Annotated in this window: 27 protein-coding genes and 1 tRNA gene; 19 read left to right on the top strand and 9 right to left on the bottom strand. The window is 45.9% G+C overall.

Going from position 1 to position 26,842, the window contains the following annotated elements; genetic code table 11:
* The first annotated feature begins 228 nt into the window (after window positions 1-228).
* The 3 genes from B2739_RS14520 (at window position 229) to B2739_RS14510 (ending at window position 2,492) form a co-directional block, all read left to right on the top strand.
* Window positions 229-690 (top strand): REP-associated tyrosine transposase, encoded by a 462-nt coding sequence (locus B2739_RS14520; protein ID WP_331346563.1) that lies wholly within the window; start codon window positions 229-231, stop codon window positions 688-690.
* 233 nt (window positions 691-923) lie between these two features.
* The gene (locus B2739_RS14515) at window positions 924-1,631 is read left to right on the top strand and encodes a hypothetical protein (RefSeq protein WP_331346562.1); all 708 of its coding nucleotides are present in this window, start codon (window positions 924-926) and stop codon (window positions 1,629-1,631) included.
* A 213-nt stretch (window positions 1,632-1,844) separates the two neighbouring features.
* Window positions 1,845-2,492 (top strand): OmpW/AlkL family protein, encoded by a 648-nt coding sequence (locus B2739_RS14510; protein WP_331346561.1) that lies wholly within the window; start codon window positions 1,845-1,847, stop codon window positions 2,490-2,492.
* A 1-nt stretch (window position 2,493) separates the two neighbouring features.
* Here B2739_RS14510 and B2739_RS14505 read toward each other — a convergent pair whose 3' ends face one another.
* Complete coding sequence (locus B2739_RS14505) at window positions 2,494-2,874, bottom strand: hypothetical protein (RefSeq protein WP_331346560.1); 381 nt, start codon at window positions 2,872-2,874, stop codon at window positions 2,494-2,496.
* A 225-nt stretch (window positions 2,875-3,099) separates the two neighbouring features.
* On the opposite strand from B2739_RS14505, the gene B2739_RS14500 reads away from it, so the two are divergent.
* From B2739_RS14500 to B2739_RS14455, 10 genes are all read left to right on the top strand, one after another.
* Window positions 3,100-3,609: a hypothetical protein gene (locus B2739_RS14500; RefSeq protein WP_331346559.1), complete on the top strand. Its 510-nt coding sequence runs from the start codon at window positions 3,100-3,102 to the stop codon at window positions 3,607-3,609.
* Between the two features lie 90 nt (window positions 3,610-3,699).
* Entirely contained in the window at window positions 3,700-4,485 is a 786-nt protein-coding gene (locus B2739_RS14495) for a class I SAM-dependent methyltransferase (protein ID WP_331346558.1), read from the top strand.
* A gap of 20 nt (window positions 4,486-4,505) precedes the next feature.
* Entirely contained in the window at window positions 4,506-4,880 is a 375-nt protein-coding gene (locus B2739_RS14490) for a transmembrane 220 family protein (RefSeq protein ID WP_331346557.1), read from the top strand.
* A gap of 36 nt (window positions 4,881-4,916) precedes the next feature.
* Window positions 4,917-5,378 carry a hypothetical protein gene (locus B2739_RS14485; RefSeq protein ID WP_331346556.1) on the top strand — a complete coding sequence of 154 codons (462 nt, stop codon included), beginning with the start codon at window positions 4,917-4,919 and terminating at the stop codon, window positions 5,376-5,378.
* Between the two features lie 295 nt (window positions 5,379-5,673).
* Window positions 5,674-7,218 (top strand): pectate lyase, encoded by a 1,545-nt coding sequence (locus B2739_RS14480; RefSeq protein WP_331346555.1) that lies wholly within the window; start codon window positions 5,674-5,676, stop codon window positions 7,216-7,218.
* Between the two features lie 188 nt (window positions 7,219-7,406).
* Window positions 7,407-8,315, top strand: coding sequence for a DMT family transporter (locus tag B2739_RS14475; RefSeq protein WP_331346554.1), 909 nt, complete (start codon window positions 7,407-7,409; stop codon window positions 8,313-8,315).
* A gap of 52 nt (window positions 8,316-8,367) precedes the next feature.
* On the top strand, window positions 8,368-8,841 hold the full coding sequence (locus tag B2739_RS14470; RefSeq protein ID WP_331346553.1) for an acyl-CoA thioesterase: 474 nt from the start codon (window positions 8,368-8,370) through the stop codon (window positions 8,839-8,841).
* 32 nt (window positions 8,842-8,873) lie between these two features.
* Window positions 8,874-9,245 (top strand): DUF2956 domain-containing protein, encoded by a 372-nt coding sequence (locus B2739_RS14465; RefSeq protein WP_049629316.1) that lies wholly within the window; start codon window positions 8,874-8,876, stop codon window positions 9,243-9,245.
* Window positions 9,246-9,806: 561 nt separating this feature from the next.
* A complete protein-coding gene (locus B2739_RS14460; RefSeq protein ID WP_331346552.1) occupies window positions 9,807-11,051 on the top strand; it encodes a site-specific integrase in 1,245 nt (414 codons plus the stop codon).
* Between the two features lie 31 nt (window positions 11,052-11,082).
* Window positions 11,083-12,318: a DUF4365 domain-containing protein gene (locus tag B2739_RS14455; protein WP_331346551.1), complete on the top strand. Its 1,236-nt coding sequence runs from the start codon at window positions 11,083-11,085 to the stop codon at window positions 12,316-12,318.
* A gap of 157 nt (window positions 12,319-12,475) precedes the next feature.
* Here B2739_RS14455 and B2739_RS14450 read toward each other — a convergent pair whose 3' ends face one another.
* Both B2739_RS14450 and yafN read right to left on the bottom strand, forming a co-directional pair.
* Window positions 12,476-12,877, bottom strand: coding sequence for a type II toxin-antitoxin system YafO family toxin (locus B2739_RS14450; RefSeq protein ID WP_331346550.1), 402 nt, complete (start codon window positions 12,875-12,877; stop codon window positions 12,476-12,478).
* On the bottom strand, window positions 12,874-13,167 hold the full coding sequence (yafN, locus tag B2739_RS14445) for a type I toxin-antitoxin system antitoxin YafN (RefSeq protein WP_331346549.1): 294 nt from the start codon (window positions 13,165-13,167) through the stop codon (window positions 12,874-12,876). Before yafN ends, B2739_RS14450 begins: the two co-directional genes overlap by 4 nt.
* 431 nt (window positions 13,168-13,598) lie before the next feature.
* On the opposite strand from yafN, the gene B2739_RS14440 reads away from it, so the two are divergent.
* The 4 genes from B2739_RS14440 to B2739_RS14425 all read left to right on the top strand — a co-directional run bounded on the left by B2739_RS14440 (window position 13,599) and on the right by B2739_RS14425 (window position 16,999).
* Window positions 13,599-13,823 (top strand): DNA-binding protein, encoded by a 225-nt coding sequence (locus tag B2739_RS14440; protein ID WP_331346548.1) that lies wholly within the window; start codon window positions 13,599-13,601, stop codon window positions 13,821-13,823.
* Between the two features lie 11 nt (window positions 13,824-13,834).
* Window positions 13,835-15,493 carry a replication endonuclease gene (locus B2739_RS14435; protein ID WP_331346547.1) on the top strand — a complete coding sequence of 553 codons (1,659 nt, stop codon included), beginning with the start codon at window positions 13,835-13,837 and terminating at the stop codon, window positions 15,491-15,493.
* A gap of 100 nt (window positions 15,494-15,593) precedes the next feature.
* Window positions 15,594-15,788, top strand: coding sequence for a hypothetical protein (locus tag B2739_RS14430; RefSeq protein WP_331346546.1), 195 nt, complete (start codon window positions 15,594-15,596; stop codon window positions 15,786-15,788).
* Window positions 15,785-16,999: a site-specific DNA-methyltransferase gene (locus B2739_RS14425; RefSeq protein ID WP_331346545.1), complete on the top strand. Its 1,215-nt coding sequence runs from the start codon at window positions 15,785-15,787 to the stop codon at window positions 16,997-16,999. The genes B2739_RS14430 and B2739_RS14425 overlap by 4 nt, the downstream gene beginning before the upstream one ends.
* On the opposite strand, the gene B2739_RS14420 is transcribed toward B2739_RS14425, so the two are convergent.
* The 4 genes from B2739_RS14420 to gltX form a co-directional block, all read right to left on the bottom strand.
* Window positions 16,985-18,199, bottom strand: a complete 1,215-nt coding sequence (locus tag B2739_RS14420) for a 5-methylcytosine restriction system specificity protein McrC (protein ID WP_331346544.1) — start codon at window positions 18,197-18,199, stop codon at window positions 16,985-16,987. The genes B2739_RS14425 and B2739_RS14420 overlap by 15 nt on opposite strands.
* Window positions 18,196-19,725, bottom strand: coding sequence for an AAA family ATPase (locus tag B2739_RS14415; RefSeq protein WP_331346543.1), 1,530 nt, complete (start codon window positions 19,723-19,725; stop codon window positions 18,196-18,198). Before B2739_RS14415 ends, B2739_RS14420 begins: the two co-directional genes overlap by 4 nt.
* A gap of 304 nt (window positions 19,726-20,029) precedes the next feature.
* Window positions 20,030-20,105: transfer RNA gene (locus B2739_RS14410), tRNA-Ala, on the bottom strand.
* A 166-nt stretch (window positions 20,106-20,271) separates the two neighbouring features.
* Window positions 20,272-21,780: a glutamate--tRNA ligase gene (gltX, locus tag B2739_RS14405; RefSeq protein WP_331346542.1), complete on the bottom strand. Its 1,509-nt coding sequence runs from the start codon at window positions 21,778-21,780 to the stop codon at window positions 20,272-20,274.
* Between the two features lie 172 nt (window positions 21,781-21,952).
* On the opposite strand from gltX, the gene B2739_RS14400 reads away from it, so the two are divergent.
* Together B2739_RS14400 and B2739_RS14395 are read left to right on the top strand one after the other, a co-directional pair.
* On the top strand, window positions 21,953-22,510 hold the full coding sequence (locus B2739_RS14400) for a peroxiredoxin-like family protein (protein WP_331346541.1): 558 nt from the start codon (window positions 21,953-21,955) through the stop codon (window positions 22,508-22,510).
* Window positions 22,507-23,031, top strand: a complete 525-nt coding sequence (locus tag B2739_RS14395) for an RNA polymerase sigma factor (RefSeq protein WP_331346540.1) — start codon at window positions 22,507-22,509, stop codon at window positions 23,029-23,031. The genes B2739_RS14400 and B2739_RS14395 overlap by 4 nt, the downstream gene beginning before the upstream one ends.
* A gap of 52 nt (window positions 23,032-23,083) precedes the next feature.
* On the opposite strand, the gene B2739_RS14390 is transcribed toward B2739_RS14395, so the two are convergent.
* Window positions 23,084-23,503: a VOC family protein gene (locus tag B2739_RS14390; RefSeq protein ID WP_331346539.1), complete on the bottom strand. Its 420-nt coding sequence runs from the start codon at window positions 23,501-23,503 to the stop codon at window positions 23,084-23,086.
* A 223-nt stretch (window positions 23,504-23,726) separates the two neighbouring features.
* Window positions 23,727-26,435, bottom strand: coding sequence for a di-heme oxidoredictase family protein (locus B2739_RS14385; protein WP_331346538.1), 2,709 nt, complete (start codon window positions 26,433-26,435; stop codon window positions 23,727-23,729).
* Between the last annotated feature and the right edge of the window lie 407 nt (window positions 26,436-26,842).

The following is a 26,842-nucleotide window of genomic DNA, read 5'->3' as shown; positions in this document are numbered from 1 at the left end:
GAAGTGCCTTGAATTAAATTACGCACGAAATGTAGGTTGGTGGTGAGCTTGCGAACCCCAACATTCGTAATCGCAAATGGCACATTGTTTTGGGAATACGAAAAACCAATTAACGGTGCATGAATTTTGGTTTTGGTGGTTGCGGAGGTATGGTCATGTTGGGGTTCGTTCCTCACCACCAACCTACGGGTGCGATGAAATAATTTGGATTAATAACAAGGAATGGTTATGCAATATCGGCGGGTTTATGTTGAGGGTGGGTGTTATTTTTTTACGCTAGCGTTGGCGGATCGCAAGAGCGATTTATTGGTGCGAGAAATTGATTGTTTGCGGGCGGCGGTTAAAACGGTAAAACAAAACCATCCATTCGAGATTAATGCGATGGTGATAATGCCGGATCACCTTCACTGCTTATGGACATTACCGCGCAATGATTGTGATTACTCTACCCGCTGGGCGTTGATCAAAGCCAACTTCTCCCGCCGCATTGCAAAGGATGAATTAATAAAAACCACTCGTTTAAAAAAAGGCGAACGCGGAATCTGGCAACGCCGCTTTTGGGAACACACCATCCGCGACGAACGGGATTTTTACAACCACATTGAATACATACACAATAACCCCGTAAAACATGGTTACGTAAGCAACGCGCAAGATTGGCCATATTCAAGCATCCACCAGTTCGCGTAGGTTGGTGGTGAGGAACGAACCCCAACATTCGTATTCATAAACCGCACGTTGTTTTGTGAATGCGAAAAACCAATTAACAGCACATGCATTTTGGTTTTGGTGGTTGCGGATGTATGGTCATGTTGGGGTTCGTTCCTCACCACCAACCTACGTTAGAGCACCACCTTGACATGGTGGAGGCCAGCAAAGCTCAACATTTTTAAATACCACTAAGAACATCAAAAGGAATAACCATGCTTAAAAAAATAATCGCTACTACTCTGGTGCTAACTTGCGGAGCCGCCCAAGCGCAGGATGATGTGCTTGAAGAGGTTATCGTTACCGGCATTATGGAGACGGATGGGTATTATGAAATGCCAGCGGTTACGTTGAAAAAGCAAGGCGATTTCCTGGTGCAAGACGTTAAGATGATTAACGATACGCGCGATAAAAAAATGCGTGAAAAGGAAATACGTGAAACCCTGTTGGCATTGGCAGAGTCCGCAAAGAAGCAAGGGGATATGCAACTGTCTTATGGTGATGAATTCCTGCGCACACTCGACCCGAAAGATAAATCATTGGTATTTACCGAGGACAGGTCCCGTGCCGATACCAGTTACTTTTACTTTTCGGTAAAACAAAAAGTTAATCCGCAAATATCGGCTCTTGAACAAGAGGCATCGCTTGAGAAATTCATTAAGTCTGCCAAAAAGATTGGCCGCACTGAACTGGATTTAAGCGGTGAAGCTGACCTGAGCATTGTGAACCCCGAAAAATACCGCTACGAGGTGATCAAGAAAATCGCGGAGGAAAATAACACGCTTCGCCAAGCCATCGGTCAGAGCTGCGATATTCAATTAGACGGCATTTCCAACCGCGTTAAATGGCAACGCAGTGGCATTATCGATTTGGTGATTTACATCCCCTATCGTACCCAGCTTAATTGCAAGCAACAGCAGTGAAAGTCATACAAGCTGAATAAAAAAAACTGCGCAGACTTAACTCTGGAAGCAGCCCCAATTGTACATTTACACGCTAAGCACTTTGCACCAGATCAAATTTTATTATTATTTTTGCTTATTTTTTTCATACCGATTATCAATTGATATACATCAATCACTACAGCCATAAATTTCGCAACACTACCCCTGTGATTAACAACAGAGGTAGTGCAAATGCGTCATTTGGGATTAATGGTTTTATTAGGTAGTGCCTGTATTGCAGCGCCGGTAATGGCACATGAAGATGGCGAGTTTTTTGTGCGTGTGGGTGCAGTGCAGATTGAACCCGATGCCAGTAGCGGTACTGTGCTAGGCGGCGGAGTGGATGTAGATAGTGCAACAGGGATAGGTTTTTCCGGCACCTGGTTTGCAACACCGCATATTGGTATTGAATTATTGGCAGCCTTGCCATTCGAGCATGACATTGTGGGTACCGGTGCGTTAGACGGTGTTGATATTGGCAGCACCAAACATTTGCCCCCCACTCTTTCACTGCAGTACTACCCACTCAGCGAGAGCAAATTCCAGCCTTATATTGGCATCGGGCTGAATTACACCACTTTTTTTAGTAGCGATACCAGCAACACTTTGGACACCGCACTTGCAGGCAAAACGGATATTTCATTGGATGATTCTGTTGGGCTGGCATTTCAAGTCGGTGCAGATTGGCAACTCACCGACAATTGGTATTTGAATGCGGCCGTCTGGAAAATTGATATCGAGACAACGGCCGATATTTCCGTTAATGGCAAAAAAGCTGCAAGCGTCGATGTCAGTATTGATCCACTGGTAGTGATGGTGGGAGCCGGTTACGCGTTTTGATTTAATCCAGCGGCACATACCCAAAAAATAAAAAACCAAGGAATACCTCACCGACAACAAGGACGTTTTTGCCAGTATCTAACAACATGGCTTGTGGGGTACCTTCCATTTTGATTTTCAGACGTTCGAGCTGGTCATCTTCCGGTAATTTAATAAAACATGCGCGGCGGTTTTGGGATGAGTTATGGCCAAAGTACAGTTCTTTGCACACATAAGGCTTGCCTGATGCTTTAAGCGTTGCCTCTACATCCACGTTCGGATCGTCCTGCACCACTTCAATATATTTATCGGGAATGTCTTTATTGAATGACCGGTAAGTTGACTCACACCCCTGTAACAACAGAGCCCACAACACACAGGCAACGACTGCTTTGATGTTCATGCTTATGTCCTTAAGACAAGATAGTTTATGGACTGCAGTGTATGAATCCTGCACCGCTCCGGTTGTAACACATTGTTTCTATGCTGGTGGCCCCTGCCCGATCTGATTGCTGTCTGGAATAGATAATTTGCATTTATCGTGTATATTTGCTGCAGCCTTCATGGCTTATCGGGCGAAGCCTTATATAACAATTTTTATTTTCCAATCAGGAACAAGGATTACACAATGTTAAAAAAATCTACATTGGCTATTGCAGTGTTGGCATCTTCATTTAGCGCAGTCAGTTTTGCTGACCCTGTTGTTGTTCAATCGGCTATTCCTTATGCAGCGGATGCACGCATTGCACAGAATATCCGCAATGAATGCACCAAGCTGGGTTCGCAGTTTGCTGAATTCACTCAAGAGTTCGGTAAAAAGTTCAAAGTTGATGTACAACTGGCAGGCACCATCGATACGGCGGCCAAAGGCCGTGTATTGCAAATGGAGATTACCGAAGCGGTCAGCATGGGTAACGCATTCATGGGCCATAACAAGTATTCAGCTGCTCGCGGCACACTGTATGAAAACGGCAAAAAAGTAGCGGAATTTGAAGCGCGTCGCCAATCAATGGGCGGTGCTTTTGCGGGTTACAAAGGTTCTTGCTCGGTGCTTGGCCGCACCATGAAAGCCATGGGTAAAGATGTTGCCCAATGGTTGCAAGCCCCTAACGATAAAGCACTGCTGGGCGATATGTAATTGTGTATTGCCGTTTAAAGAGCGATCCTTAAACGCTCGCGCAAACAGCCCCGTGCTGTTTGCGCTCCACAAACCGGAATACCCTGCCCCATGACTGCAAATAAACACTCCTCTAATACCCCCTCTGCTGCTACAACCTCCTCTGCGCTCTATACCGACCTCTCTGGTTACTATGATCTTATGTGTGCCGATATTGATTATCACGAGCAGAGCAACTACGTGCGGCGGCTACATGACTTGCTGGGCAACAAAGGAAAACACTATTTGGATTTAGCCTGCGGTACTGGGCCACATATCCGTCATTTCATTGATTTTGGATACACGGCAAGTGGTGTGGACATTAACCAGCCGATGCTCGACCTTGCCCACATTCGCTGCCCCGAGGCGCAGTTTGCACAACAGGATATGAGCAAACTGGATATGGATAATGAAATGGATTTAATCAGCTGTTTTTTATATTCCATTCACTACAACCAAAGTATTGCCACGCTCACACAATGCATTACCAATGTGCACCGCGCGCTCAAACCTGGTGGGTTGTTTTGTTTTAATGCGGTGGATAAAAGCACTATTGATAATCGCCCCGGAATAAAACGCCAGCTGACACATGAGCAGAGCGATTTTTGTTTTCAATCCAATTGGTATTATCGCGGCGACGGCGACCAACAGCAGTTGCAGCTCGCGATTGAGCGAACTACCCAAGGTATTACTGAACATTGGCGCGACCAGCACCCAATGGTGGCAATCACCTTTAGCGATTTACAGGCGATACTTGCCCCTTTATTTGAGGTGCTGGTATTCACACACGATTACCAAACCATCACGCCCTGGGAAACCGGTGCAGGCAATGCATTTTTTGTCGCCATCAAACACTGATTAGAGGAGCAGCAACCATCATGATCTACTTAAAAAAATCCATCCATTTGGTATTTGCGTTATGCCTGCTCGCGTTTGCTGCACTGCAAATGAATGACCCTGATCCCGCAAGCTGGATTTTGTTTTACCTGATTTGTACCGCAGTACCGCTGTTGGCCTTGATGAACCGCCCGATGAAATCGGTATTTTGGATTGCACTGGTTATTTGTGGAATTACCTTGGGGCTTTATGCCGAAGGTGCTTACAACTATTACCTGCACCGCAACACCGAGCCACTGATGCAAAGCATGAATCCGGAAAAACCTTACATTGAAGAAGCCCGGGAATTTTTAGGTGCATTGATTGCATTAGTCATGATTGTGGTAAGTCATTTGTTATCCCGTCCGCAAAAATAAAAACGATTCGTTAACATCAATCGCAAGGATTTCACCATGACTTTCATCAAAACCAATTGCATTGCCGTTATTCTTTTGTTGCTGTCAGCCTGCGCTACCAAGCCAGAACCAACTGCAAAAAAAGAAATGTCAGACGAGGAACTTGCTTCAGCAATCGTCGCACTTTTGGGCGAGCGCAAAAAAGTCGATGAAAAGGTCTTGGCCAAATATTCACTGGGATCAAAAGACAACCCTGTGCGTGTGAGTGGCCCTATGGGACAACATGATTATCTATCGCGTCTGGTGTGCGACAACCATGAACCGGTATCGGCCTTCCAACGCGCAGGTAGTGCTGGCATTGGCCCCTTCGGCAATATCATTGATCTTTATGATGTGATCTGCGACACCAACAAGGGTGCCGTCACTCACAATATTTATTTGGATATGTATCACGGCGATTACAACGAAACACGGCCAGCCGCCGGTTTTATTGCGCTTAAACCCACAAAAGAAAAATAATATTGTGACTCAGTTTTTTGCATTGTCACTTTTTGAAACAACAAAGAATGACCGGAATTAAAAATTTGAATTTCTGGTTGTGTCGATGTAAGAATATAAACACGGTGTGCAACAAAGCACATCGTGCACTTCCCAAGCACTGATGTTCAGTTGGTATCGATAGTGGCACCGGGCAGGCATAAATAACAATAATACGGCCTTGCGTTACTGGAAAAAGAGTTATCAACCTCCAGCCTATTTCGGTCAATCCGTCCTGATTAATAACCTAATTAATAACTGAGACGAGATTGTAAATATGTTTACCATTCAACCTTTTGGATCAAACCAAAACGGAATTTCTTTCCGTATTAAATCCATCGCCACAGCAGTTGCTTTTGCAACGAGCGGAACTGTTTTTGCTGCAGCAACCGGTGGTTTTTCCACGACCGATGGCGGCAACATTTCAGGTGCGCAATCGTTCACGGCATCGACTTACGAGCAAATCAATACCATCATCGCCAATGCCAAGCTGGATGCAAATGGCAATAAAGTGACGGGCGGCGCTTATCCGCTCATCATCACTTACACCGGCAATGAAGATGCATTGATCAATCAGGTAATTCGAGACCACACCGTCGATTCATCCGGCAATTGCCCCAAAGCGCGCTGGAATGATGCCTACCGCTATGTGGAAATCAAAGAATTTACCAAGGGTATTACTATCGTTGGTGTAAATGGTTCTTCTGCCAACTTTGGTATTGTGATTAATAAATCCAACAACGTGATTGTGCGCAATATGAAAATCGGTGCGCTCGCCGGTGCCAATAACGATGCGGATATGTTGCGCATCGATAGCGGCAGCAATGTGTGGATTGATCACAACGAATTATTTGCAGTGAATAACGAATGCAATGGTTCACCCGATGGCGACCTGACATTTGAAAGTGCAATCGATATTAAAAAAGATTCGCACAATATTACGGTGTCTTACAACCTGATCCGCGATAGTAAAAAAGTCGGGCTCGATGGTTCCAGCAGCAGCGATATTGCCGGTGGGCGCGAGATTACGTTTCACCACAATATTTATCGCAATGTAAATGCGCGCTTGCCACTGCAACGCGGTGGTTGGACGCACATGTACAACAACCTTTACGACGGCATCACCGGCTCCGGTATTAATGTTCGCCAGAATGGTTACGCGCTGATTGAAAATAACTGGTTCCAAAATTCGCTTAACCCGGTGACCTGCCGTTTTGATAGCAGCAACTGCGGCAAGTGGGAATTGCGCGGCAACAACATCACGAGCCCGGGCGATTTTGCGACCTACAATATTACCTGGACGAGTGGCGGCACCATCGATGCCACCAACTGGACAACTACTGCACCCTTCCCTATCAGTATCCCTTACAGCTATTCGCCTGTGAGTCCGCAATGCGTGAAGGACAAGCTCGCGCAATATGCCGGTGTGGGTAAAAACGGTGCGCAACTCACTGCAGCTGCTTGTAGTGGAACAGCGTCATCAATTGCTGCATCCAGCAAGCCAGCAAGCTCGTCGGTTGCAGCGGTTTCTTCCAGTCGCTCATCCAGCTCGGCAGCATCGGTCACTCCATCAAGCGCAGCGGCAAGTTCATCGGGCGCGCCGGTATTAAGTGGCACCGGCGATTACCCAAGCGGATTTTCCAAATGCGCGGATTTGGGTGGCACTTGTTCAGTCACCTCTGGCGATGGCTGGGTTGCCTTTGGCCGCAAAGGAAAGTGGGTAACCAAACGTGTATCCGTGCCTGGCAGTATTGCATGTACCGTAGCAGCCTTTGGTTCTGATCCGGGCGGCAACCCAAACAAGTGTTCTTATAAGCGTTAATCGTTACCGTTGAAAATTCAGCAAGCAAAACGGCAGCCGTCGTTTTGCTTGCTGTCTGTTTTATTTGCTGCGGTTTTTATTTGCTCTCTGTTTTATTGGCCGCCTGCTTTATTGACTGAGCAGGTTAATTTGCTCAGCGTTATTATCTGTGGCAAGGTGCAATCCTGTTTTGTCGGTGCACCTGCCTTATGGAAAATTCCCACGCCCGTTTTTCACCCGCCTTTATCGGTATTGTGTGCGTTTTTATCGGCACATTTTGTTTTGCAAGCAAAGGCATCATCATCAAACTCGCCTATCAATACGGTATTACTGCAGCACCTTTATTGTTATTGCGAATGTTATTTGCACTGCCGTTTTATGCTGCTGTCGCACTCTGGATACACTCCCAAAAGAGTGCGCCGCTTGCAAAAGGCGACGGCTGGAAAATCGCCGGATTAGGTCTGCTCAGTTATTACCTATCCAGCCTGCTGGATTTTATGGGGCTGCAATATATTTCCGCCGGACTTGAGCGTTTGATTTTGTATGTGTACCCAACGCTGGTGTTATTGATGCTGGCATATTGGAAAAAAGAAAAAATAACCGGCAAAACCAAAATTGCATTAGCGATTGCCTACAGCGGTATGCTGTTGGTTTTTATTCAGGACTTACGCCTCACCAGCGATTGGAACCTCACACTGCTCGGTGCTGGCTTGGTGATGCTCAGTACGATTTTCTTTGCATTATTTGTCGTGCTCGCAGGCGATATGATCCGCAAAGTCGGTTCCAGCCGCTTCACCGCCTATGCAATGTTATCGGCTTGCACCGGCGTCATTGTGCATGGCGTTACACTGAGTGACCTTGCCGAACTACACCAATCCAATCAGGTTTATGTGCTCGCACTTTTGCTCGCTTTTTTTTGCACCGTTATTCCCAGCTTTTTAATGAATAAAGGCATCAGCTTACTGGGCAGCGGCAAAACAGCTGTGCTCGGCAGCATAGGCCCGGTGATCACCTTATTTTTAGGCACACTTGTTTTAAACGAACACATTACACTGGTGCAATTACTCGGCGCCGCGCTGGTGATTGGCGGTGTTGGTTTGGTAACGGCAAATAAATAAAATCATCCGATATTGCGATGACGACAACCACTATTTTCCAGCGAGAACAACTATGAACAATCCGCAACGCGACATTACCCTACGTTTTTTAGCAGAGCCGCAAGATGTCAATTTTGGAGGAAAGGTGCACGGCGGTGCCGTGATGAAATGGATCGACCTTGCCGCCTACGCCTGCTCCGCTGGCTGGAGCGGCTGCTATTGCGTGACCGCGTATGCAGGCGGCATCCGTTTCGTATCGCCGATCCACGTAGGTAATTTGGTAGAGGTCGCCGCAAAAATTATTTACACCGGCAAATCATCCATGCACATCGCCATTGAAGTAAATGCGTGCGATCCAAAATCCCTGAGCAGACGGCTCACTACACATTGTATTGTCATCATGGTCGCTGTCGATGAATCCGGCCAACCGGTTCCTGTACCAACATGGGTACCGCAAACCGAAGACGATAAACAACAATACGAAACCGCCATTAAATTAATGGATATGCGCAAAAAAATTGGCGAAGAAATGCGTATTTTTATCTAAACATTATTCACAGCGATATTTGAGAAGCCGTTATGACGCAGCAACAACCCGCAACTAAAACCAAACAAAAGAAAAACGCACGCGACCTGCGCGTTGAAGCGCTAAAAATCGCCAACACCATCAAATCAGAAGGCCAAACCCCGGTCGAAACCAAAGCCATCGCCAACGGAATCCAACGGGGAATGGAAATATTTTTGCGTCAACAAAGCGAAAAAACTCGCGAACTGGATAAGCGCGTTAAAAAAGTAAAACAATTATCCAATCAGCTGTCGCAACAAAAACCAGACAACACTCAAGAAGAAATCACTACACCACAAACCAATACCCGCTTGCCGTGGGTATTACTGGCGTTATCGTGGGGGTTGTTTTTGATTGTGGTGGGGGTAATGGTGTTTGGTAAGTGATAACAGCTATTTTCTGTCCTTTGTTCCAGGACAAAGAACAGCCTTAAAATAATTAAAGCCCCACATCCACGAATGGATTGTTCGCCCTGTGGATTTAAAGACCAAGAAAAATCAATTGCCATCAGCCTAGCTGGGCATTGTATTAATCAACAGACCATAGCTATTTAACTACTCGTAAAAACTTACAGGTTAGCCCCCAAACTATATTTATCTAAACGAACAGAGGGAAAAGACTAGCTCCCGAGAGCTCATTATTTTTGGACTTAATATGGACTTAAATTGCAGAAACAAAAAACCCGCTTATCTTGCGATAAGCGGGTTTTTAATTTGGTGGAGCTAAGCGGGATCGAACCGCTGACCTCAACACTGCCAGAGCCAAAAAGCAGTATTTTAGGGTGAACAACCATGAACGACAAACCACAAAAATGAACAATAAATTCATTATAAATCAATAGCTTATAAATTCACATTTGTTCACCTGCATTTATCAGCTTTTCTTGTGATTCAATAAATTTGGACTTAATATGGACTTAAATTTTAATTTAAGTCCAAGAGGGACTCATGCAAGCCAAGCTTTCTACTTCCAGCGTTAAGGGTTTTGGTGCTCAAGAAAAAGCCTATGAAGTGGTAGATTCCGAGATAAAGGGTTTCCTGATGCGAGTCCAACCGACTGGCCGCAAAACCTTCTATTTCACTTATCGCACCCAAGCTGGGGTAAGAAAGCGGATCAAGATCGGCGTTTTGGGTTCAAACCTCACCTTGGCACAAGCCAGAGATCAAGCATTGAGTTATGCCGCACAAGTATCCAGCGGTACAGACATACAGGGCGAGAAAGTCACCAACCGCAAAATAGCCAAAGAAAAATTAAGTCATACGCTAGATGCTTTCCTGACAACTCACTATCACCCTTGGGCGCTGACCAATCACAAAAGCGGCCAGCAAACTATCGACACCATAAGAAGCTCATTCCCTGATTTACTCCCGCTTCCCCTTTCAGAAATCACCCTGAAACACATTGAGCGACTACGTACTGAAAAAATTATGGGAGGGCTTAAAGCCTCGACCGTGAATAGAAAAATAAATGCACTAAGAGGTGCGATTTCACGAGCGCTTGATTGGGGGATTTTGGAAGCTCACCCACTAGCAAAACTTAAAGCTTTAAAAATGGATGCAGGTGTCAAAGCGCGATACCTAAGCGAAGGCGAAGAGCAGCGCCTTTTTAAAACTCTCACACAAAGAGACGAAGATATAAAAGCCGCCCGCGCTAGAGGTAATCAATTCCGGCAAGAGCGCGGCTACGAATTAATGACTGATCTCTATCAATTTACTTATGCCGACCGCATGACTCCCATGATTATCCTGTCCTTGAAAACAGGCATGAGGCGCGGCGAGCTATTCGATTTACGCTGGGATGATATTGATCTCATCAATCGAGTTTTAACTATTCGAGGCGAGATAGCCAAGTCATCCAAAACCCGTCATATTCCACTAAGCCCAATCGCATTTGAAACCATTACCAACTGGCAAAAACAAGCACCCACTCCAAATGGGCGAGTTTTTCCATCCGATGATGGCGACCGCTTGGATAATGTGAAAAACTCATGGACAAGTATTTTGGAAGCTGCCGCAATTGAAAGCTTTCGCTGGCACGACATGCGCCATGATTTTGCATCAAAACTGGTAATGAAAGGCGTCCCGCTGAATACTGTTAGAGAGCTTTGCGGCCATGCAGATTTAAATACTACGCTTCGATATGCTCACCTTGCGCCAGATCATAAAGCTGATGCTGTGGCACTTATTGGTTAATTGAAGAGATAATTCCAGAGGAAAAGATAATATGGGACGTTTCAGCCCAACGGAGAGAATCGGCGTAAATGCTGTAGAATGTATAATTCTTTCAGAGTTTGGATGGATTTTTAGAGAACAAGAAACCTCCGACGTCGGTGTAGATGCTCAAATTGAAATAGTTGACGAAAATGAACCGACTGGAAAAATAATTGGATTGCAAATAAAAACGGGAGCTAGTCATGTAGAGGATAAACCAGACCATTATGTGTTTCGTGGAACCAAGATTCATGCTGATTATTGGCTAAATCACGCCCTCCCAATGATATTAACTGTTCACCTACCAGACTCGGGGGACACGTATTGGGAAATATTAAACGAGAAAACTATTCGAAGAACAGAAAAAGGCTTTGCAATAAAACTCCCTAAAGAAAAAAAATTAAATGCATCTGCTTACGAAGACTTGTTGAGACTAGCAAAATCCAAGCGATCGCTTTCACACAAAGCTATAGAGCTTTGTAAAGCAGGCAAGGAAAGCGAAGCCAAAGAACTGCTAATGAAAAATGAAGGACAACTTGATGACGAATCGAAAGTTTTACTATCAGTTTTTTCCTTCAATGAAAAAAAATTCGAAAGAGCTAACGATCTATTAGCTGAATTAGATCTCAAAAATATTTCCATAAATTTTTTACAGTATTACTACGTAATAAAAGCGGAATGTTATTCAAAATTGAATAATGAAAAAAATTTAATTGGGCATATCAGAAATGCCATTGATTTTTTAAATTCTCAACAGCCAAATCCCACTCAAGAATTAGGACAGGAAAGCCCTATTGATGAGTACGTTACGTCAACTCCAATTCAGCCAATTGATCTATTAATAGCCAACTCAATCAGATTTAGACTCTCTCTTTCTCTGTTGGAATATGAGCATAAATTGATTTCGGTAGAAAAATTTTTAAAATCTACATTTTTCCAAATAGGATTTGGAATATCTAGAAACGGAGAGTTTGTCACCGACCCAGAGTCGGTTATGAGAGCAGTCTATCAGGTACTTTCAAATTATGATGAAAATAACACCTATGACCAAAAGCTGAAAGTATTAACTAAAGACTGGTTAACAATTACTTTAAAATCTATGAAAGGGATTCACGAGTATGTTCCGCTTGCGGAAATAGGGGCTAAGCTCACTATTGGTCCAACAATAATACCTAACGTTGAACATTATATTGATGAAATTGAAAGCCTTCTGAATCAATTTATAGCTCATTATCAATTAATAGAATAGATCTATAATTTCGATAAAAACAATGGGGAAACTTACGGGACACCTAGCAAGAGATACTGAAGTCGAAAACATGCTAGAAGCTGTATCTAAAACGTCGGTCTATTCAATAAAACTGCATCGATGATACTTATTTAAGTGAAAATTAATTAGTTAAAAATTAAAACTGTACTCTAAAATTTTCAGCCATTTTCGCAAGATCTAACATCACCTGATTTTTACGCGCTTGCGCATGTGCATCGGGTGATAAAATGGCGATCAACAAATAGCAATTAGGCGTTTGGTAGGCGGGGCAATAAACCAGATGATCATCACTGGTTTTGTCATCCTGCTTTTTGCAGTGCACAGGCCAGTTAGCTTCACCATCTAACAAATGGATATGCCAAAGCTCTTCGGCTTTAACCGAAGGTAAGGTATTGGGATGATTGTAGGGAACATCGCGGCCAAATAGGTCAGGCAAAACACCATTAGCTTTGTAATGGCGAAAATCATCTTCCAAGCACTTCAACTCTTCTGGATCAAGCTGCCTTCTGATTAACTCAGTTTTAAATATCCTAATCACTCAGAAAAGCGCCCCAATTCATCAGGCGAAGTATTGGCAAGCAATTCATTACCTTCTGCCACTATTGCATCCAAGCGCGCGCGGGATGGCCGAAAGCGACTGCGCCCCTCGGGATAAGCCTGTTCGATCATTTTGACCATATGCTGATAAACCTCGGCAGGCACTATATAGCCTGCCGTGCGGTTATTAGACAAAACAGCCACCGGCTCACTTTTGAAGTAGCTGGCAGGGCTTTTACGAAGGTCAGTGATGGATACTGTCTGTTCGGCGTAGATTGGGCTGGTACTCATATAACCCCCATAAAGTACATAATTTTGTACATCATAGTGTACACAAATAAACCATACAAGCATCTGACGCTAGTACGGCACCAAATACCAGATCACCCAAGGCAATCAGCGCCCCTTGGCTCCCAGTGCTGGATTAGCTCTTTTTACGGCTTCAGCACCCAAATTCACCCGAACCGTGAATTTATTTACCATTATTCATAATTATTTTTCCCATCCTAAAAATTAAGCGAAGTCCAAGCGAACTCATCCCAACTTTTAAGCGAACTTTTGGCTTAAACAACCTAATAAATTCGCTTAAAGAGAAATATCTTTGCTTAAAACAGGCATTTTCGGTCGCTTAAATTTAAGCGAACTACCAAAAGTCGTACTTGACGAGTTAAGCGAAACGGGTTGTATCTTTCGCATCCAGTGATGACTACTGGAGACAAATCATGACTAACAGAATACAACCAAAAGCTTTTACCGAGATTGAAGCATCCCAATACATAGGCATGAGCCGCTCTTTTCTGGCTCAAGCGCGTATGGATGGCAACCGCGATAACCGCACTCCCGCCCCACCCTTTATCAAGATCGGTCGATCTGTTCGCTACCTGCGCGAAGATCTGGATCGCTGGCTTGATAACTTTATGAAGCTAGAACACCTCGGGCAGCATTAAGAGGCTGCCCTATGCCGCTTTATACCGATGAAGCCTTAAGCCTGACCGAAGGCTACGGTACGCATGAATGCCGTTTATTCCGAGCGAAGATTTTTGATGCTCATCCATTCCTTTGCATGACACTGGCAAAGGACTACGTGCGCACAGCGAAAGCTAAGGGCTATGTGACCGCCAATCATAATTTGCGGCGCTATAACGAGAGATTGGTATTAGGGGCGAGATTCCAAGGAATCTATATAGACTCCCCCGATGAAGACGTTAAGCGTTTTGCCGAGCAACGCTCGCTTAACATGACCGGCTTATCCGCTCGCTATATCAAGCAATACGGCTTACGCAAAGCTGCGCGCTTGGTTCAAGTTCGCTTGGCTTCCTATGGGTTTGATTTACCCCTGAATGACATCAAGAAAGCCAACGAGGATGAATTAGCCGGAGCCATCGCCCGCGTGTCTGATTCCGCGTGGTGGCGACGAGAGATAAGAAACTTACAAGAGCGAACCCTTGAAAGCCTGTTCATTGAATTAGGCTTGGTTAATCGAATTGCCGGTATCTATGCCAGCAACATTTGCGTTGCGCGCAAGTGGCAGCAATGGCAACGCAATGAAGCACTGCTGGCTTCACTGGAAGCCGAGAATGATTTAGGCCAAGTATTTAATTTATTGGATCTCGCCAAGCGCGGCATATCCAACTTGGTAAACCGCCGCAATGAGATGATGACTCGCATCTCTGGTTTGGAAGGCTACGCCAAAGACCAAGCTCACGTTGCAGTGTTTTACACCATGACAGCGCCATCCAAATATCACGCTTACCATTCCAAGCCCTGTAAGCCAAACCCTAAATACAACAACGCCACGCCCGCCGACACCCAAGATTATTTCAACAAAATATGGGCAAGAATTCGCGCCTCATTCAAACACAGTGAAATTCAACCCTATGGTATTCGTGTTGTTGAACCTCACCATGACGGCACCCCACATTGGCATATGCTCTTCTTTATGCCGCCCAATCAGGTTGAGCAAACCACACAAATTATTAAACGCTACGCACTCGCTGAAGATGGCGATGAAGCTGGAGCGGAATTACGCCGTTTAAAAGTGGAACTCATAGATCCAGCCAAGGGTTCGGCCATTGGTTATGTGGCTAAGTACATCGCAAAAAATATCGATGGTGAGCACGTAGGCGCAGACCTGTACGGCCACGATGCCATTGATAGTGCAATTCGCATTAGAGCATGGGCTTCTATTTGGAATATTCGCCAATTTCAGTTTATCGGCAGCCCTAGCGTAACCGTCTGGCGCGAAGCCCGCCGCTTTGCCACATCAGAAGCCGCTCAGGAAACCTTAGAGCGAATTGGCAGCGACCAATTAACTGCAATTGTTGAAGCTTGCGATAAAGGCGACTTTAAAACCTTTGTTGAATTATCCGGCGGCGCAACCGTTCCACTAAAAGATCAGCCGTTACGCGCACTACACGTTGCAAAAGAAACACCCAACAAATACGGCGAAGCCATTAAGAAATTAATCGGGCTTTGTTTTAAAGGAATTGAAACAATTAAAACCCATATCCGCGAATGGATTGTTCGCCCTGTGGATTTATCAACCAAGAAAAATGATTTCGGGATGGGGTTTGCTTTAGGTGGCGCGAATGCGCCACCCTTGGAGTTCTGTCAATAACTGTACGCCGTATTAACAGTGACTAATCTTAAAGAAGATCGATTGACAGCCAAAAAGAATCCATGTAGATTCTTTATAGACCCCAATAAAGAGAAAATATATGTCAAAAAAAATTCAAGTTTCGTTTTCAGATAGACAAATTGAACTCCTTGAACACCTTAAAGGGGAATTTGGAGAGACCGATGCAGACGTCGTCAGAGGTATAGTCATTGCTTGGTTGGCTGAAAAGAGCTTCATAAGCACCGTAATTAAAGAGCGCATTAGTTTGGAGTTTAATGGGGCCGCTAAAAAATGAAAGAACCGAAGGTATTGCCAGATATAAAGCCCCAGACACCGATTTTAACCCTCGATCGGGATAAGTATACTGGTGTTGAAACTGTTTTCCATATCGATCTTGTTTCAACCGTTGTTGGTATGTCTAGAACGTTCATAAAGAAGGTCTGTGGAAGAAACCCTCATTTAGGAGTTCAAGATATTTTTTCTCTACTAGACCAAGACTCCTATAGAGAAACATTCGTACCTCGAAGCAAAGTTATTGACTACCTGATTCAAAAAAGCACTGGCAAAAGACCATTACCGAAACAAATTAATACATCAGAGGAATACCAATTAATTCATGGCGATGTTCTTGAAAGCCTTGACCTTTTGCCGAAGAAATCAGTTCAATGCGTAGTAACATCGACGCCATATTGGGGACTGAGAATTTACAAAGAGCCCCGATTTGTAGCATGGGCGGACGGAGAAAATTGTCCATTTGGCCATGAACAGACGCCCGAGGGATTTCTCAGACATACGACTGAAGTTCTATCCGCATTATATGATGTTCTGGCAGATAGTGGTTCGATCTGGTGGAACGTGATGGATACCTTCAATACTAGAACTCAAATTCGAAGCAATGCTTCCGAAGCCCTTAAGGCAATGCAAGGAGAAGATGACCGTGCGTGGGGAGATCATGAATGTCGTCGTTACAGCGCTGGCCACTCGTATCTCAAAGACGGTGAACAATGTCTGATTCCTATGTTGATTGCGGAAAGAGCCTCACGAATCGGCTACTACGTAAAAACAGTGGTTACGTGGGCAAAAACTAGCACGCTTCCTGAGCCACAGGAATCGAGAGTAAGTCGAAACTTAGAATATATTATTCATCTAACTAAACAGAGAGCTCCGCTGTTTAATAAAGATATATACCGAAATCTTCCAGCTGCCTTAGGCGGGAGAAATAATGGGAATGAAACAGATAAATTATCGGATGTCTGGACCTTACCTACATCTAGTGGCCGCGATGGGCATGGAGCTCAATTTCCAATAGCATTGCCAGCTCGATGTATTGCGCTTACGACTAATGAAAATGATTTGGTTTTAGATCCGTTTGTGGGTGCAGGGAACGCTGGTATTGCGGCAAGATCTTTGGGAAGAAAATTTATAGGTATTGACGTGTGCGATGAATATCTCACCACGGCGAAACGAAAAATTGAAAAAGTCGCTCCCTTATTACGTTCTGCTTGATTTATGACTGTAGCTTTCGATTAACGTTGAAAGGGTTGATTGGGTTTCACTAAGATTATTCATCGGCAAATAGATTTCTCGTACTATGGTTCGATTTGGGGTTAAGTATTCTTTAATTACTACTGAGTTACCAATAGATAAAGGAGCAAGCATTATGCCTTGCTCAACTTTATGATATGCCATATATGTAGCCATTTGATAATGATCGGCATTTGTGGGCTTCTTATATTTTGCATCAGCTAGGAGAATAGTTGAGCCGTTTCGACTTACAACAATATCGGGAACAAGCTCGAAGCTACCATTCGTGTAAAGAGTTTTCGAATCCAATCCACCTTTTGCTACTACATATCCTTTTGGGGCGTATGCGTCGGAAATTACTCTGCGTATATATTTTTCAAAGATTTGGGATGTATTGAGGAGGGTCGCACTGCCCATAATCTCACCATGGGAACCAAACCCAATTCCGCTGCTTCCCAAGATAATTTTTGCAAGCGAAAGCGCATGCTTATAATAATCCCTTGATCCACCATACCCACGGATTGCAAAGCGCTGGTCAATTATCGCAAGGTCGCTGGCAATGTCTTTTGAACGTACAAATTTTTTCATCCAAATTTGATAGATCGCTTGATATTTCCGTCGCGCCTCAGCAGGCAGATGATGCCATGCTCTAATTAACGACTCTGTAAGCAGTCTATTCTCTGGGATGTCAAAGGTTCGACTTTTTAAAAAGGAAGCAACAGGATTTACTCTTCTCCTTGCAAGATTGATTGCTGTTTTTAATGCATGAATTTCACCAAGCACGAAATCCTCCTCTCTGAGCTGTGATGCCCGCCCTTGCAAAGGGCTTTTACGGAGAATGTCATCCAGAGATACAAGAAACCGTTGGGAAACAAGTGAACTAAAGCTCGACTCATTATCCTCAGAATATTTTACGAAATCATCAAGCTCAATTTGTGGTAGTTCCTCTCCACTTTCTGCCTTAAATAGCAAACGAAGAAAGTTAACTTCGCCAATTTTTGGAAGTATATGGACTGTGTCTCCATTGCGAAGAAATATTGAACCAACAATACCTTGTGACTCGAGCCCAATAGCGCCAGAGCGCAAATGAACCGAAATTCCCGCGGGGAGCTTGTCGGGGATATCAGCCGCATCCACACCGACTAACCAACCCAATTGACCTTCAATAATTTGTCTAATCATTGAATGCCAAAAAGCTCATCGACAATGTTGTCAATTTTCGCAAGCTCATTTAAGTTTAAATTTCCGATAAAATTAGCAAGGACAGGCCGCACTCTCGTTTTATAGTGTCTAATAACATCGTTTGAAGTTATAGCTCCCTGCAAATTTGAATAATACCCATGACCCAATGGATAAACCGATAGAATTTCGACAAAAAGTTCACCTACTTTACGCCCGATTTCAGCAGGAACGTTATTCGCGGTAAGCATTTCTGCGAGATCCTCAGATCGAGGAGAAACCTCTACAGCTGCGACTCTGCCCATTAACGCATCATCAATCTCTTCCGTCGACTTGTCTATATTGTTCATAGTCATAAAAAACACAACGTCTTCACCAATGAAAAAACTTTCTCCATTTCGCAACATAATCGCATTTTCCTGTCCTCGATAAACCTCCTCAATGAGAGAAAATACTTCGCCCAGCGCCTGAGATATTGCTGTACGATTAATTTCTTCAAGTACGATAAACTTTTTCCCGTGCTCGAGAGCGGCTTTGAGTACCCCACTTTCCCAATTCCAGTTACCCTCTGAATCAGGTTTCAATCCTTGAATTAAATTATCGTAGCCCCATCCATCATGAATCTGTATTGTGCAGCGATCGTGAGAGTCTCTTGCAATTAATTGGTCAATTAAACGAGTTTTTCCAGTACGAGGGGGTCCGTACAAAAGAATCGCTTTAGCCCCTTGTTTCAATAAAGCTTCAATCTCTTCTTGAGGCGATAATCTCATCCATTGTGGTTGATTTAGTCCCGACATCATGCTTTTGATCTTCCTGTTATATTGACTAAAATTTTCTTTAAATATCTCTGTAGTAACGGTTTCGTTCCCGTCAATGAATTTAGAGCAACACTCAAACAGTTCCTGATCTGTGAGAACATCAGCTTGGACTGAAAAATTATCTTCGTCTTCGATAAAAATTAATTTTCGCTCTACCGATGAAATATTTAATTCTTCGAGCATCTTTTCCAATAAGAAATTTACGGAATTTACCCCCTCTGGAATCAGAGTTTGTCGCCCGTACCAGACGGAGAATGCTCGAATGGGGATACTGACTCGAGCATTCTCCTCAAGCGCGAATCCAGATTCATTTAAACCAAGACCAAAAGGATATTCGCGTGCGGGCTTGACTAACAGCTTGTTTGTATCAACCAGACTTATTTCTAAGAAACCCGTGGGGTCGCAAGTAACAACCGAGCCACTCGATGCCCATCTTTGAATATTAGTTTGGATAATAGAGCGCGAGGCGTCGTGCTTCATTGTCAAATATCGAGGGGTGTGCGCAAATGGGACATAAAAGCGCCCATCGCTCGCCCCAAACGAAAACAACCTTTTAAGTGAAGGGGTTGAATTAGCGGTATCAATCCTAACTCCCTCGGAACTACTGCTTAGCCCCATGTGCTTTAGTACAAACCAAATTTTTAAGAGGTGGCCTGCTGTACCGAACATTCGCTGGAGGGCACGATTAAGAGAAACAGCATCTATATACATAACTTGACCAGCTAATTATTGATATTTAGTCAACCATGAGTCGATTAGAACATATTTTGGATTTATGACGACGAGACTGATAGCACTTTTATAACGGTTGTTCAAGTTATGTCGCACAAGAATGTCTAGGCTCATTTCGGTGGTTTACCTGAAATGGGCGCACCTCGCGGAAAGTAGACACGAGAGTGCAGAGTAGCAATTAAATCTAAGCAGAATAATTGGACTTAATATGGACTTAAATTGCAGAAACGAAAAAGCCCGCTATTAAGCGGGCTTTTTAAGTCGTTGATTTTCAACGTAAATTTGGTGGAGCTAAGCGGGATCGAACCGCTGACCTCAACACTGCCAGTGTTGCGCTCTCCCAGCTGAGCTATAGCCCCAATACGACTGTGTCGTAAGTGGCGCGCATTCTATGCAGCGATTGGGGGAGTGTCAAGCAATTTTTACTCCGCCCTCTGCGCTGATTTTGTTTGTAAATCAACCAGTTACTTAACAACAATGCCGTATTTGCTGGCCTCAGCACGGCTGTGTTGAGGCCAGTGGGTATTAGGCAGTGGGTTGTTCAGGGGTTGTGCCTAATTTATCGAAGACTTTTTCCAGGTCTTTCTGTTTGTTTTTGCCAAAGCCACCGAGTGCATTGATCGCGTGGCGGATACGTGCGCGGCTCATGTCGGGGCCGATGATTTGCATGGAATCCACTACCGGGAAAGATGCAGTGGAGCCAGCGATGGCGACAAACACGGGGGCGATGGCGTCTTTGATTTTCAGGCCCATTTGATCGGCCAGAAGTTTCAATTCAGCAAACAAGGTATCGCGATCCCAGGTGCGTAAGGCTTCCAAACGCCAGAGCGCAAATTGCAGATATTCTTTTTGTTTTTCTACATCAAGCTTATTGCCTGCAAAACTCGCTTCAGTCACTGGCATCATGCCGCTCACGAGGAAACCGGCAAGCGGTGCAAAGTCGCTCAGGGTGGTCATGCGTGATTGAGCGTAAGGCAGCGCTTGTAACAGCATGTCTTTATTCAGTGCCCAGTCGTGCAGGCGCTGTGCGAGTTGTTCCAAAGTGAAGTTTTCGCGAATCCACAGGCTGTTTAACCAGCTGAGTTTTTCCACATCGAAAATCGGGCCACCTAATGACACGCGCAGCAGGTCGAAGTGTTCCTGCATTTCGGCGAGGGTGAATTTCTCGCGCTCGTCCGGCATTGACCAGCCCATGCGGCCGAGGTAGTTGAGCATGGCTTCGGGCAGATAACCCATGCGCTTGTAATAGAGGATGCTGGTGGGGTTTTTGCGTTTGCTGAGTTTGGATTTATCCGGGTTGCGCAGCAGCGGCAAGTGGCACAGCACTGGCGCTTGCCAGCCGAAGTATTCGTAGAGTTTCAAATGCTTGGGCGCGGAGTTGATCCACTCTTCGCCGCGAATCACGTGGGTGATTTGCATCAGGTGATCGTCCACCACGTTGGCGAGGTGATAGGTAGGCATTCCGTCGGCTTTGAGCAGCACTTGCATATCCACTTGCGACCATTCAATTTCAATATTGCCGCGCAGCATGTCGTTGATAACACACACACCCTCTTCCGGGATTTTCATACGGATAACATAGGGTTCACCCGCTTCCAGGCGGCGCGCCACCTCTTCCTGCGACAGCTTCAAACCGCGACCATCGTACTTGGGCGTTTCGCCGCGCGCTTGTTGTTCGCGGCGCATGTCGTCCAGCTCTTCGGCCGTGGCGAAGCAATAAAACGCGTGGCCTTTTTCGACCAACTCCATGGCGTATTTGCCGTAAATATCCATGCGCTCGCTTTGGCGATAAGGGCCGTGTGGGCCGCCTACATCCGGGCCTTCGTCCCATTCCAAACCTAACCAGCGCAAGCTATCCAGAATCGCCTGTTCGGATTCAGGGGTGCTGCGGGTTTGGTCGGTATCTTCAATGCGCAACAGGAATTTGCCGCCGTGTTGACGGGCAAAACACAAGTTGAACAAGGCGATATAAGCGGTGCCTACGTGGGGGTCGCCGGTGGGCGATGGGGCAATACGGGTGCGGACTTCAGACATGGAATGGCCTTTTGTAGCAGTCAAATAATAGGGATTAGCGAAAATGGGGCGCATTATACGCGAATGAAAAATAATTGACGCAGCGCGAATCCTTTTAACATGCCAGCCCCACTAGGGATGTAGAACCCGCAAGGGTGAATTCGCTCTACGGTAAGCATTACAGGAAAACACCATGACCAAACGAATCACAAACACCTTAAACAAAGACGACTTAATTCCCGCAGGCCACTGGCAAGATGCCAATGGGCGAGAAGTCAGTATCCCCGCCGCTAACGGCTGGACACATCTGCAATTCCGGCGTTATTCCGGTTGCGCGGTGTGCAATTTACATCTGCACAGTTTCATCGCCCGACAAAACGAAATACGCGATGCAGACATACAGGAAATGATTATTTTCAATTCAACCCGCGAACGGATTCTGAATGATATGCCTGATTGCCCATTTACATTGATTGCTGACCCGCACAGGTCTTTATATGCTGAATTTGGCGTAGACCAATCGGTGATGGCAGTATTGAACCCGGCCGTGTGGTTGCCTGCATTGCGAGGGGCGATGCAATTTGGCGTACAAGTACCACGCGATGATGAAACCAGCCTTGGTTTGCCTGCCGATTTCCTGATCCGCAGCGATGGCAAGATAGTCGCTGCGCATTACGGTAAACACGCGAATGACCAATGGTCGGTTGACGAATTATTAACGCTCGTCCGTACAGAGAATGAAGTTGCATGAAAGCACCGGCATCATTAATTAGCGCAGCGCAAACGGGCGATCCGTTTGCGCTGGAGCAATTGATTAGCAACAGCTATCCGGATTTACGCCGCTACGCACAAAAACATTGCCACGCCAGCCACGCAGAAGATGCAATTCAGGAGACGTTGTTGATTGCAACGCGCAACATTCGCAGCCTGCGCCAATTGCATTCATGGCTCGCGTGGTTAGTGACGATTTTAAAAAGACAATGCCACTATTTATTCCGCGCCTTTAATATCAATGTACATTTAACCGATGCCGAGTGGAGTGAATTTATTGAACGCACCCCCACGCACAGTTTAAAAACTGAATTAATTACCGCGCTGGAATCGCTCCCGCCACACTATTTGGAAATCATTTTATTGCGCGATTTTGAAGAGCTCAGCATCGCGGAAATTGCAGCGCGATTAAATGAAAATATTCCCGCCATCAAAAGCCGCTTGCGCCGTGCAAGGACATTAATGCGGGAATATTTATTGAGCAGCGCAGATATTAATTAAGTAACACAAATGTTAATGAAATAACGTAAATATTAATTAAATAGCACAGCTGTTAATGCGCAGCCGCCGGCGCGAGCGATTCATCCCAAAACGTTGCTTCAATTTTGTGGCCATCCAGATCACGCACAAAACAACCATAATACGCATCGCTATACAGTGGGCGCGGGCCGGGTGGGCCATCGCAGATTGCGCCAGCAGCTATTGCGGCATCGTAAAACGTGTGCACTTGTTGTTTGTTTTCTGCAACAAAGGCGAAGTGAGTACCGTTACCTACTGCTGCAGGTTTTCCATCGATAGGTGTTTGTACCCAAAACTCCGGATAGTAGCGGCCAAATGCAGTGGCACCGGGGAAATCCATTAGGATATGAATATCCAACGCAGCCAAAACCTGTTGGTAAAACGCGCGGGCTTTTTCAAAATCATTAGTACCAATGGATACGTGGGACATGATGCTGGGGTTTTGTGTGCTCATACATTTTTCCTTTTGGTTGATGGAATTCCTAGCCTAGTCTTGTCACTCACCAAATGTTGTCAGTAGAAAATCACGTGCAAAAAAAATGACAAAAAAAAGCCCCGGTGATTAACCGGGGCAAGGAGAACACCCGTCAACTAGTTGGGCTAGTTGCCAGAGAGATAATGATTAAAGCGATCGTTTTTTATTAAAGCGATCTTTTTTATTACAGCGATCTTTTTTATTACAGCGATTCAAGGAAACGCAACACATCTTGTTTTTGTGATGACGACAATGCCTGGTAAGCATTTTTAGATGCCTGACCTTCACCACCATGCCACAGGATCGCTTCTTCGATGGTGCGTGCGCGGCCATCGTGCAGGTAGCTGTGAACCGGAGTACACACTTGTGCGCCTTGCGCTGCATTTGTAACGCCGCCGGTCACACAGGCAGACAAGCCCAAGCCCCACAGTGGCGCGGTACGCCATTCAGCACCGCTCGCCTGACCTTCACCTAAATTGTCAGCCATGTCCGGCCCCATATCGTGCAAAAGCATATCGGTATACGGCTTGATACTTTGGCCGCGCAATTCACCCAATGGGTGGTATTGGCTGGTAGTGTAGTTTGGTGTGTGGCACGCCACGCAACCGATGGTCGCAAATTGGGTTTCACCGCGCTGCACGGCCGCATCGTTAATGTTGCGCTGTGGACGAACACCGAGGGTAGAAATGTATTTCACCAAATTGTTCACATGGGTATCTGATATTTCAGAACCACTCGCGCCACAACCGGTTTGCGCTGATCCGCAATCGGGGTTTGGCAACAAGCTGGTCATTACACCCATATCGGAATTGAACGCAGCAGCGACCTGATGCTTCACACTCACGGTTCCTGCTTTGTAGCCAAAACGGCCGAGACGGGTTTGGCCAGTCGCAGGATCGGCGATGCGGTTAGCGCGGCCAGAGATGCCGTCACCGTTAGCATCGTTGATGTCTTCTTTGGCAAGAATCGCTGCTTCAGGGATCGCTTCCAACAAGCCCATACCCACCAACTGCGGGGCAACGCGTGCAGAGAAGCGTGCGGGTGCTACACCGCTGAACTGATAGCTCGGCTTGCGCAAACCGTTGGATTCGCTCCAAAAGGCGATAGACACCTGCCCTTCACCAGCTGCACCACCTGTCGCCTTGGGTTGCAACGAGCGGCCAAGATTCGGATGCGGATTGCCGTTGGCATCAGCCACTTTGAATACCCATTTTTCCAAAGGTTGACCGATTGGCGCAGGCGCAGCACGGCCGTTGCGCACGTGGCAACCAGAGCAGCGATCATGCACATAGCGTGGGCCAGCCTTGCTGACGGTATCAGGGAAAGTGCCGTTATCGGCAACATGTTCATCGTGCGAGCCATCGATAAATGACGCATGGTGTACGCGGCGGCCTAACACGAATGGCTGGCCATTTTGCGATGCAAGGTTGGTCGCCATTTGGATGAAGTGATTATCCGGCTCGTTGGAATGCATGTATGGCAATGTGGTTTTACCGCCCAGCCAGGCTTTCTCTGGAATTTTCACCGAATCTTTGCGGCCACCCAAGGTGCCGAATGAGCCTGTGATATCCCAAGGCACCAAACCTTCACCGACGATATATAAGTAGGTAGTACCGTAATAGGCCGAACGGCCGTGAGGTACGGTGTGATCAAGGAACTGGCTCATTTCAAACTCAAGCTTGTCGCCAATACGGATGTTGCGACCTTCGCGCGCGTTATAACTGCGCTCTTTATAGTAGTTGTAGTCATCGATCACGTTCATGGTGCCGTTATCGTAATACTCCGCCACTGTGCCCACACCGCGATAGAACCAGCGGTTTTCCGCTTCGGTATCGTTCAATTTGAATTGGGTTTTTACGTTCATGCGCACGGTGCTACCACCTTTGGCTACGTAATCCACAATTTCAATTTCCGCGGTGCGATGCTCCCAATAAAAACTCAGGAAGTGATCGTAAGCCTGGAACTGGTCTTCCTTCGCATGGCGGTCGCGGCCACGGTCAGCAATGCGTGTTACCAAGGCGTCGCCACGGTCAAACTGGATCGCACCTTCCAATACTGTCGATGAGTTGTATAAAGGCACAATGTTGCCAAGGCTCGCGACAGACGAGCTGGACGGTGTAACGGGCGTTGAGCTGCGCGATGAACTTGAAGGCGGCGTGCTCGATGGCGCAACCGAACTGCGCGATGAACTGGATGGAGCAACACTCGATGCAGGCGTACCCAGAGTGTAATTTTGCCAAGGCGTATCCTGCCCTACACCATTGCGGATAATGGTGAAGTTGATGCTCACCACACTGCTCGCATTCAGGCCGGGAATATCGTAAGTCCATACGCCATTCGCCAGATTCATGCGCACATTTTGTTGCGCGCCGTTGTTGACGCGATAGTGAATATCCACGATATCCGCTTGCGTAACCGTTGCGCGCAAAGTGCTGCTATTGAGCGTGCTAACACAACCGGAATTGCAGTTGCCTGCTGCCGAGCTGGATGAAGACGCAGGCAGCGAACCAAACACATCCATTTCAAAAATGGAGTATCCCCAATTATTACCGGCACTGCGGGTTAATGCATTCATGCGCACGTAGCGGTAGGTTCCGGCAAGCGGCACTGTGTCGGTGCGGTTGCCAAAGGTGCCGCCGGTGCGCAGACTGAGTTGCGTCCAGGTGGAATTATTATTGGAGCCCAAAATTTCGTAGCTCGCAGCATTGGCTGCCTCCCACAAAATCACTACTTGGTTAAGCGCGTAAGCCTGGCCTAAATCGAGCGTGAGCGAGCTGGGTGAAACACCGTGATTGGACTCCCAACGGGTACTGCCGTTGTTATCGATCGCCAAATTGGCGGGCTGCAAGTTGGTGCTGCCGGTCGCACTGACCGGATTAATATTGATCGTTTGCGCGTTTGTTGTTTGCACACATAAACCCAGGCTGGTTAATGCGGCAAATAACCAAACTGCTCTAGACCAAGTAGCTCTGGAATTGAGCGGTAGTATTCGCATGTGATGTGCCTCTGCGTTAAATTTATTATTGAGAGGTTGCCCTGCGGACAGCGAGACGGGAGCAACGGTTTGATAACTCTGCATCCATTTGAATTAGAGCCAGCTTCACTGCTGTTGCGACACACAAACACCGATTGGCCCTGTATCAAGCAGTGCAACGGCATTTGTGCAGTGGTCGGGAGAAAATATTACGGCGATGGGACAACAGTGTCGTCCCACTAGCAGATCAATGTGAAGTGAGCATTACAAATGTGAACCCAATAGATATTTTGGGTTTATAAGAAACACTTGCGGCAAAAAAATGCGATTTTTTTCTCGTCTTT

The sequence above is a fragment of the Cellvibrio sp. UBA7661 genome, assembly GCA_002483365.1.
Taxonomy (GTDB): Bacteria; Pseudomonadota; Gammaproteobacteria; order Pseudomonadales; family Cellvibrionaceae; genus Cellvibrio.
This window is presented reverse-complemented; position numbering and strand designations above follow the sequence as displayed.

Excerpts from the sequence above, each read along its gene's own strand:
- B2739_RS14460 (WP_331346552.1), top strand. The coding sequence starts at position 9,807 with ATGCAAGCCAAGCTTTCTACTTCCAGCGTTAAGGGTTTTGGTGCTCAA.
- B2739_RS14485 (WP_331346556.1), top strand. The coding sequence starts at position 4,917 with ATGACTTTCATCAAAACCAATTGCATTGCCGTTATTCTTTTGTTGCTG.
- B2739_RS14400 (WP_331346541.1), top strand. The coding sequence starts at position 21,953 with ATGACCAAACGAATCACAAACACCTTAAACAAAGACGACTTAATTCCC.
- B2739_RS14440 (WP_331346548.1), top strand. The coding sequence starts at position 13,599 with ATGACTAACAGAATACAACCAAAAGCTTTTACCGAGATTGAAGCATCC.
- B2739_RS14425 (WP_331346545.1), top strand. The coding sequence starts at position 15,785 with ATGAAAGAACCGAAGGTATTGCCAGATATAAAGCCCCAGACACCGATT.
- B2739_RS14505 (WP_331346560.1), bottom strand. The coding sequence starts at position 2,874 with ATGAACATCAAAGCAGTCGTTGCCTGTGTGTTGTGGGCTCTGTTGTTA.
- B2739_RS14510 (WP_331346561.1), top strand. The coding sequence starts at position 1,845 with ATGCGTCATTTGGGATTAATGGTTTTATTAGGTAGTGCCTGTATTGCA.
- B2739_RS14515 (WP_331346562.1), top strand. The coding sequence starts at position 924 with ATGCTTAAAAAAATAATCGCTACTACTCTGGTGCTAACTTGCGGAGCC.
- B2739_RS14395 (WP_331346540.1), top strand. The coding sequence starts at position 22,507 with ATGAAAGCACCGGCATCATTAATTAGCGCAGCGCAAACGGGCGATCCG.
- B2739_RS14500 (WP_331346559.1), top strand. The coding sequence starts at position 3,100 with ATGTTAAAAAAATCTACATTGGCTATTGCAGTGTTGGCATCTTCATTT.
- B2739_RS14430 (WP_331346546.1), top strand. The coding sequence starts at position 15,594 with ATGTCAAAAAAAATTCAAGTTTCGTTTTCAGATAGACAAATTGAACTC.
- B2739_RS14520 (WP_331346563.1), top strand. The coding sequence starts at position 229 with ATGCAATATCGGCGGGTTTATGTTGAGGGTGGGTGTTATTTTTTTACG.
- B2739_RS14470 (WP_331346553.1), top strand. The coding sequence starts at position 8,368 with ATGAACAATCCGCAACGCGACATTACCCTACGTTTTTTAGCAGAGCCG.
- B2739_RS14415 (WP_331346543.1), bottom strand. The coding sequence starts at position 19,725 with ATGTATATAGATGCTGTTTCTCTTAATCGTGCCCTCCAGCGAATGTTC.
- B2739_RS14465 (WP_049629316.1), top strand. The coding sequence starts at position 8,874 with ATGACGCAGCAACAACCCGCAACTAAAACCAAACAAAAGAAAAACGCA.
- gltX (WP_331346542.1), bottom strand. The coding sequence starts at position 21,780 with ATGTCTGAAGTCCGCACCCGTATTGCCCCATCGCCCACCGGCGACCCC.
- B2739_RS14495 (WP_331346558.1), top strand. The coding sequence starts at position 3,700 with ATGACTGCAAATAAACACTCCTCTAATACCCCCTCTGCTGCTACAACC.
- B2739_RS14390 (WP_331346539.1), bottom strand. The coding sequence starts at position 23,503 with ATGAGCACACAAAACCCCAGCATCATGTCCCACGTATCCATTGGTACT.
- B2739_RS14435 (WP_331346547.1), top strand. The coding sequence starts at position 13,835 with ATGCCGCTTTATACCGATGAAGCCTTAAGCCTGACCGAAGGCTACGGT.
- B2739_RS14475 (WP_331346554.1), top strand. The coding sequence starts at position 7,407 with ATGGAAAATTCCCACGCCCGTTTTTCACCCGCCTTTATCGGTATTGTG.
- B2739_RS14480 (WP_331346555.1), top strand. The coding sequence starts at position 5,674 with ATGTTTACCATTCAACCTTTTGGATCAAACCAAAACGGAATTTCTTTC.
- yafN (WP_331346549.1), bottom strand. The coding sequence starts at position 13,167 with ATGAGTACCAGCCCAATCTACGCCGAACAGACAGTATCCATCACTGAC.
- B2739_RS14490 (WP_331346557.1), top strand. The coding sequence starts at position 4,506 with ATGATCTACTTAAAAAAATCCATCCATTTGGTATTTGCGTTATGCCTG.
- B2739_RS14455 (WP_331346551.1), top strand. The coding sequence starts at position 11,083 with ATGGGACGTTTCAGCCCAACGGAGAGAATCGGCGTAAATGCTGTAGAA.
- B2739_RS14420 (WP_331346544.1), bottom strand. The coding sequence starts at position 18,199 with ATGATTAGACAAATTATTGAAGGTCAATTGGGTTGGTTAGTCGGTGTG.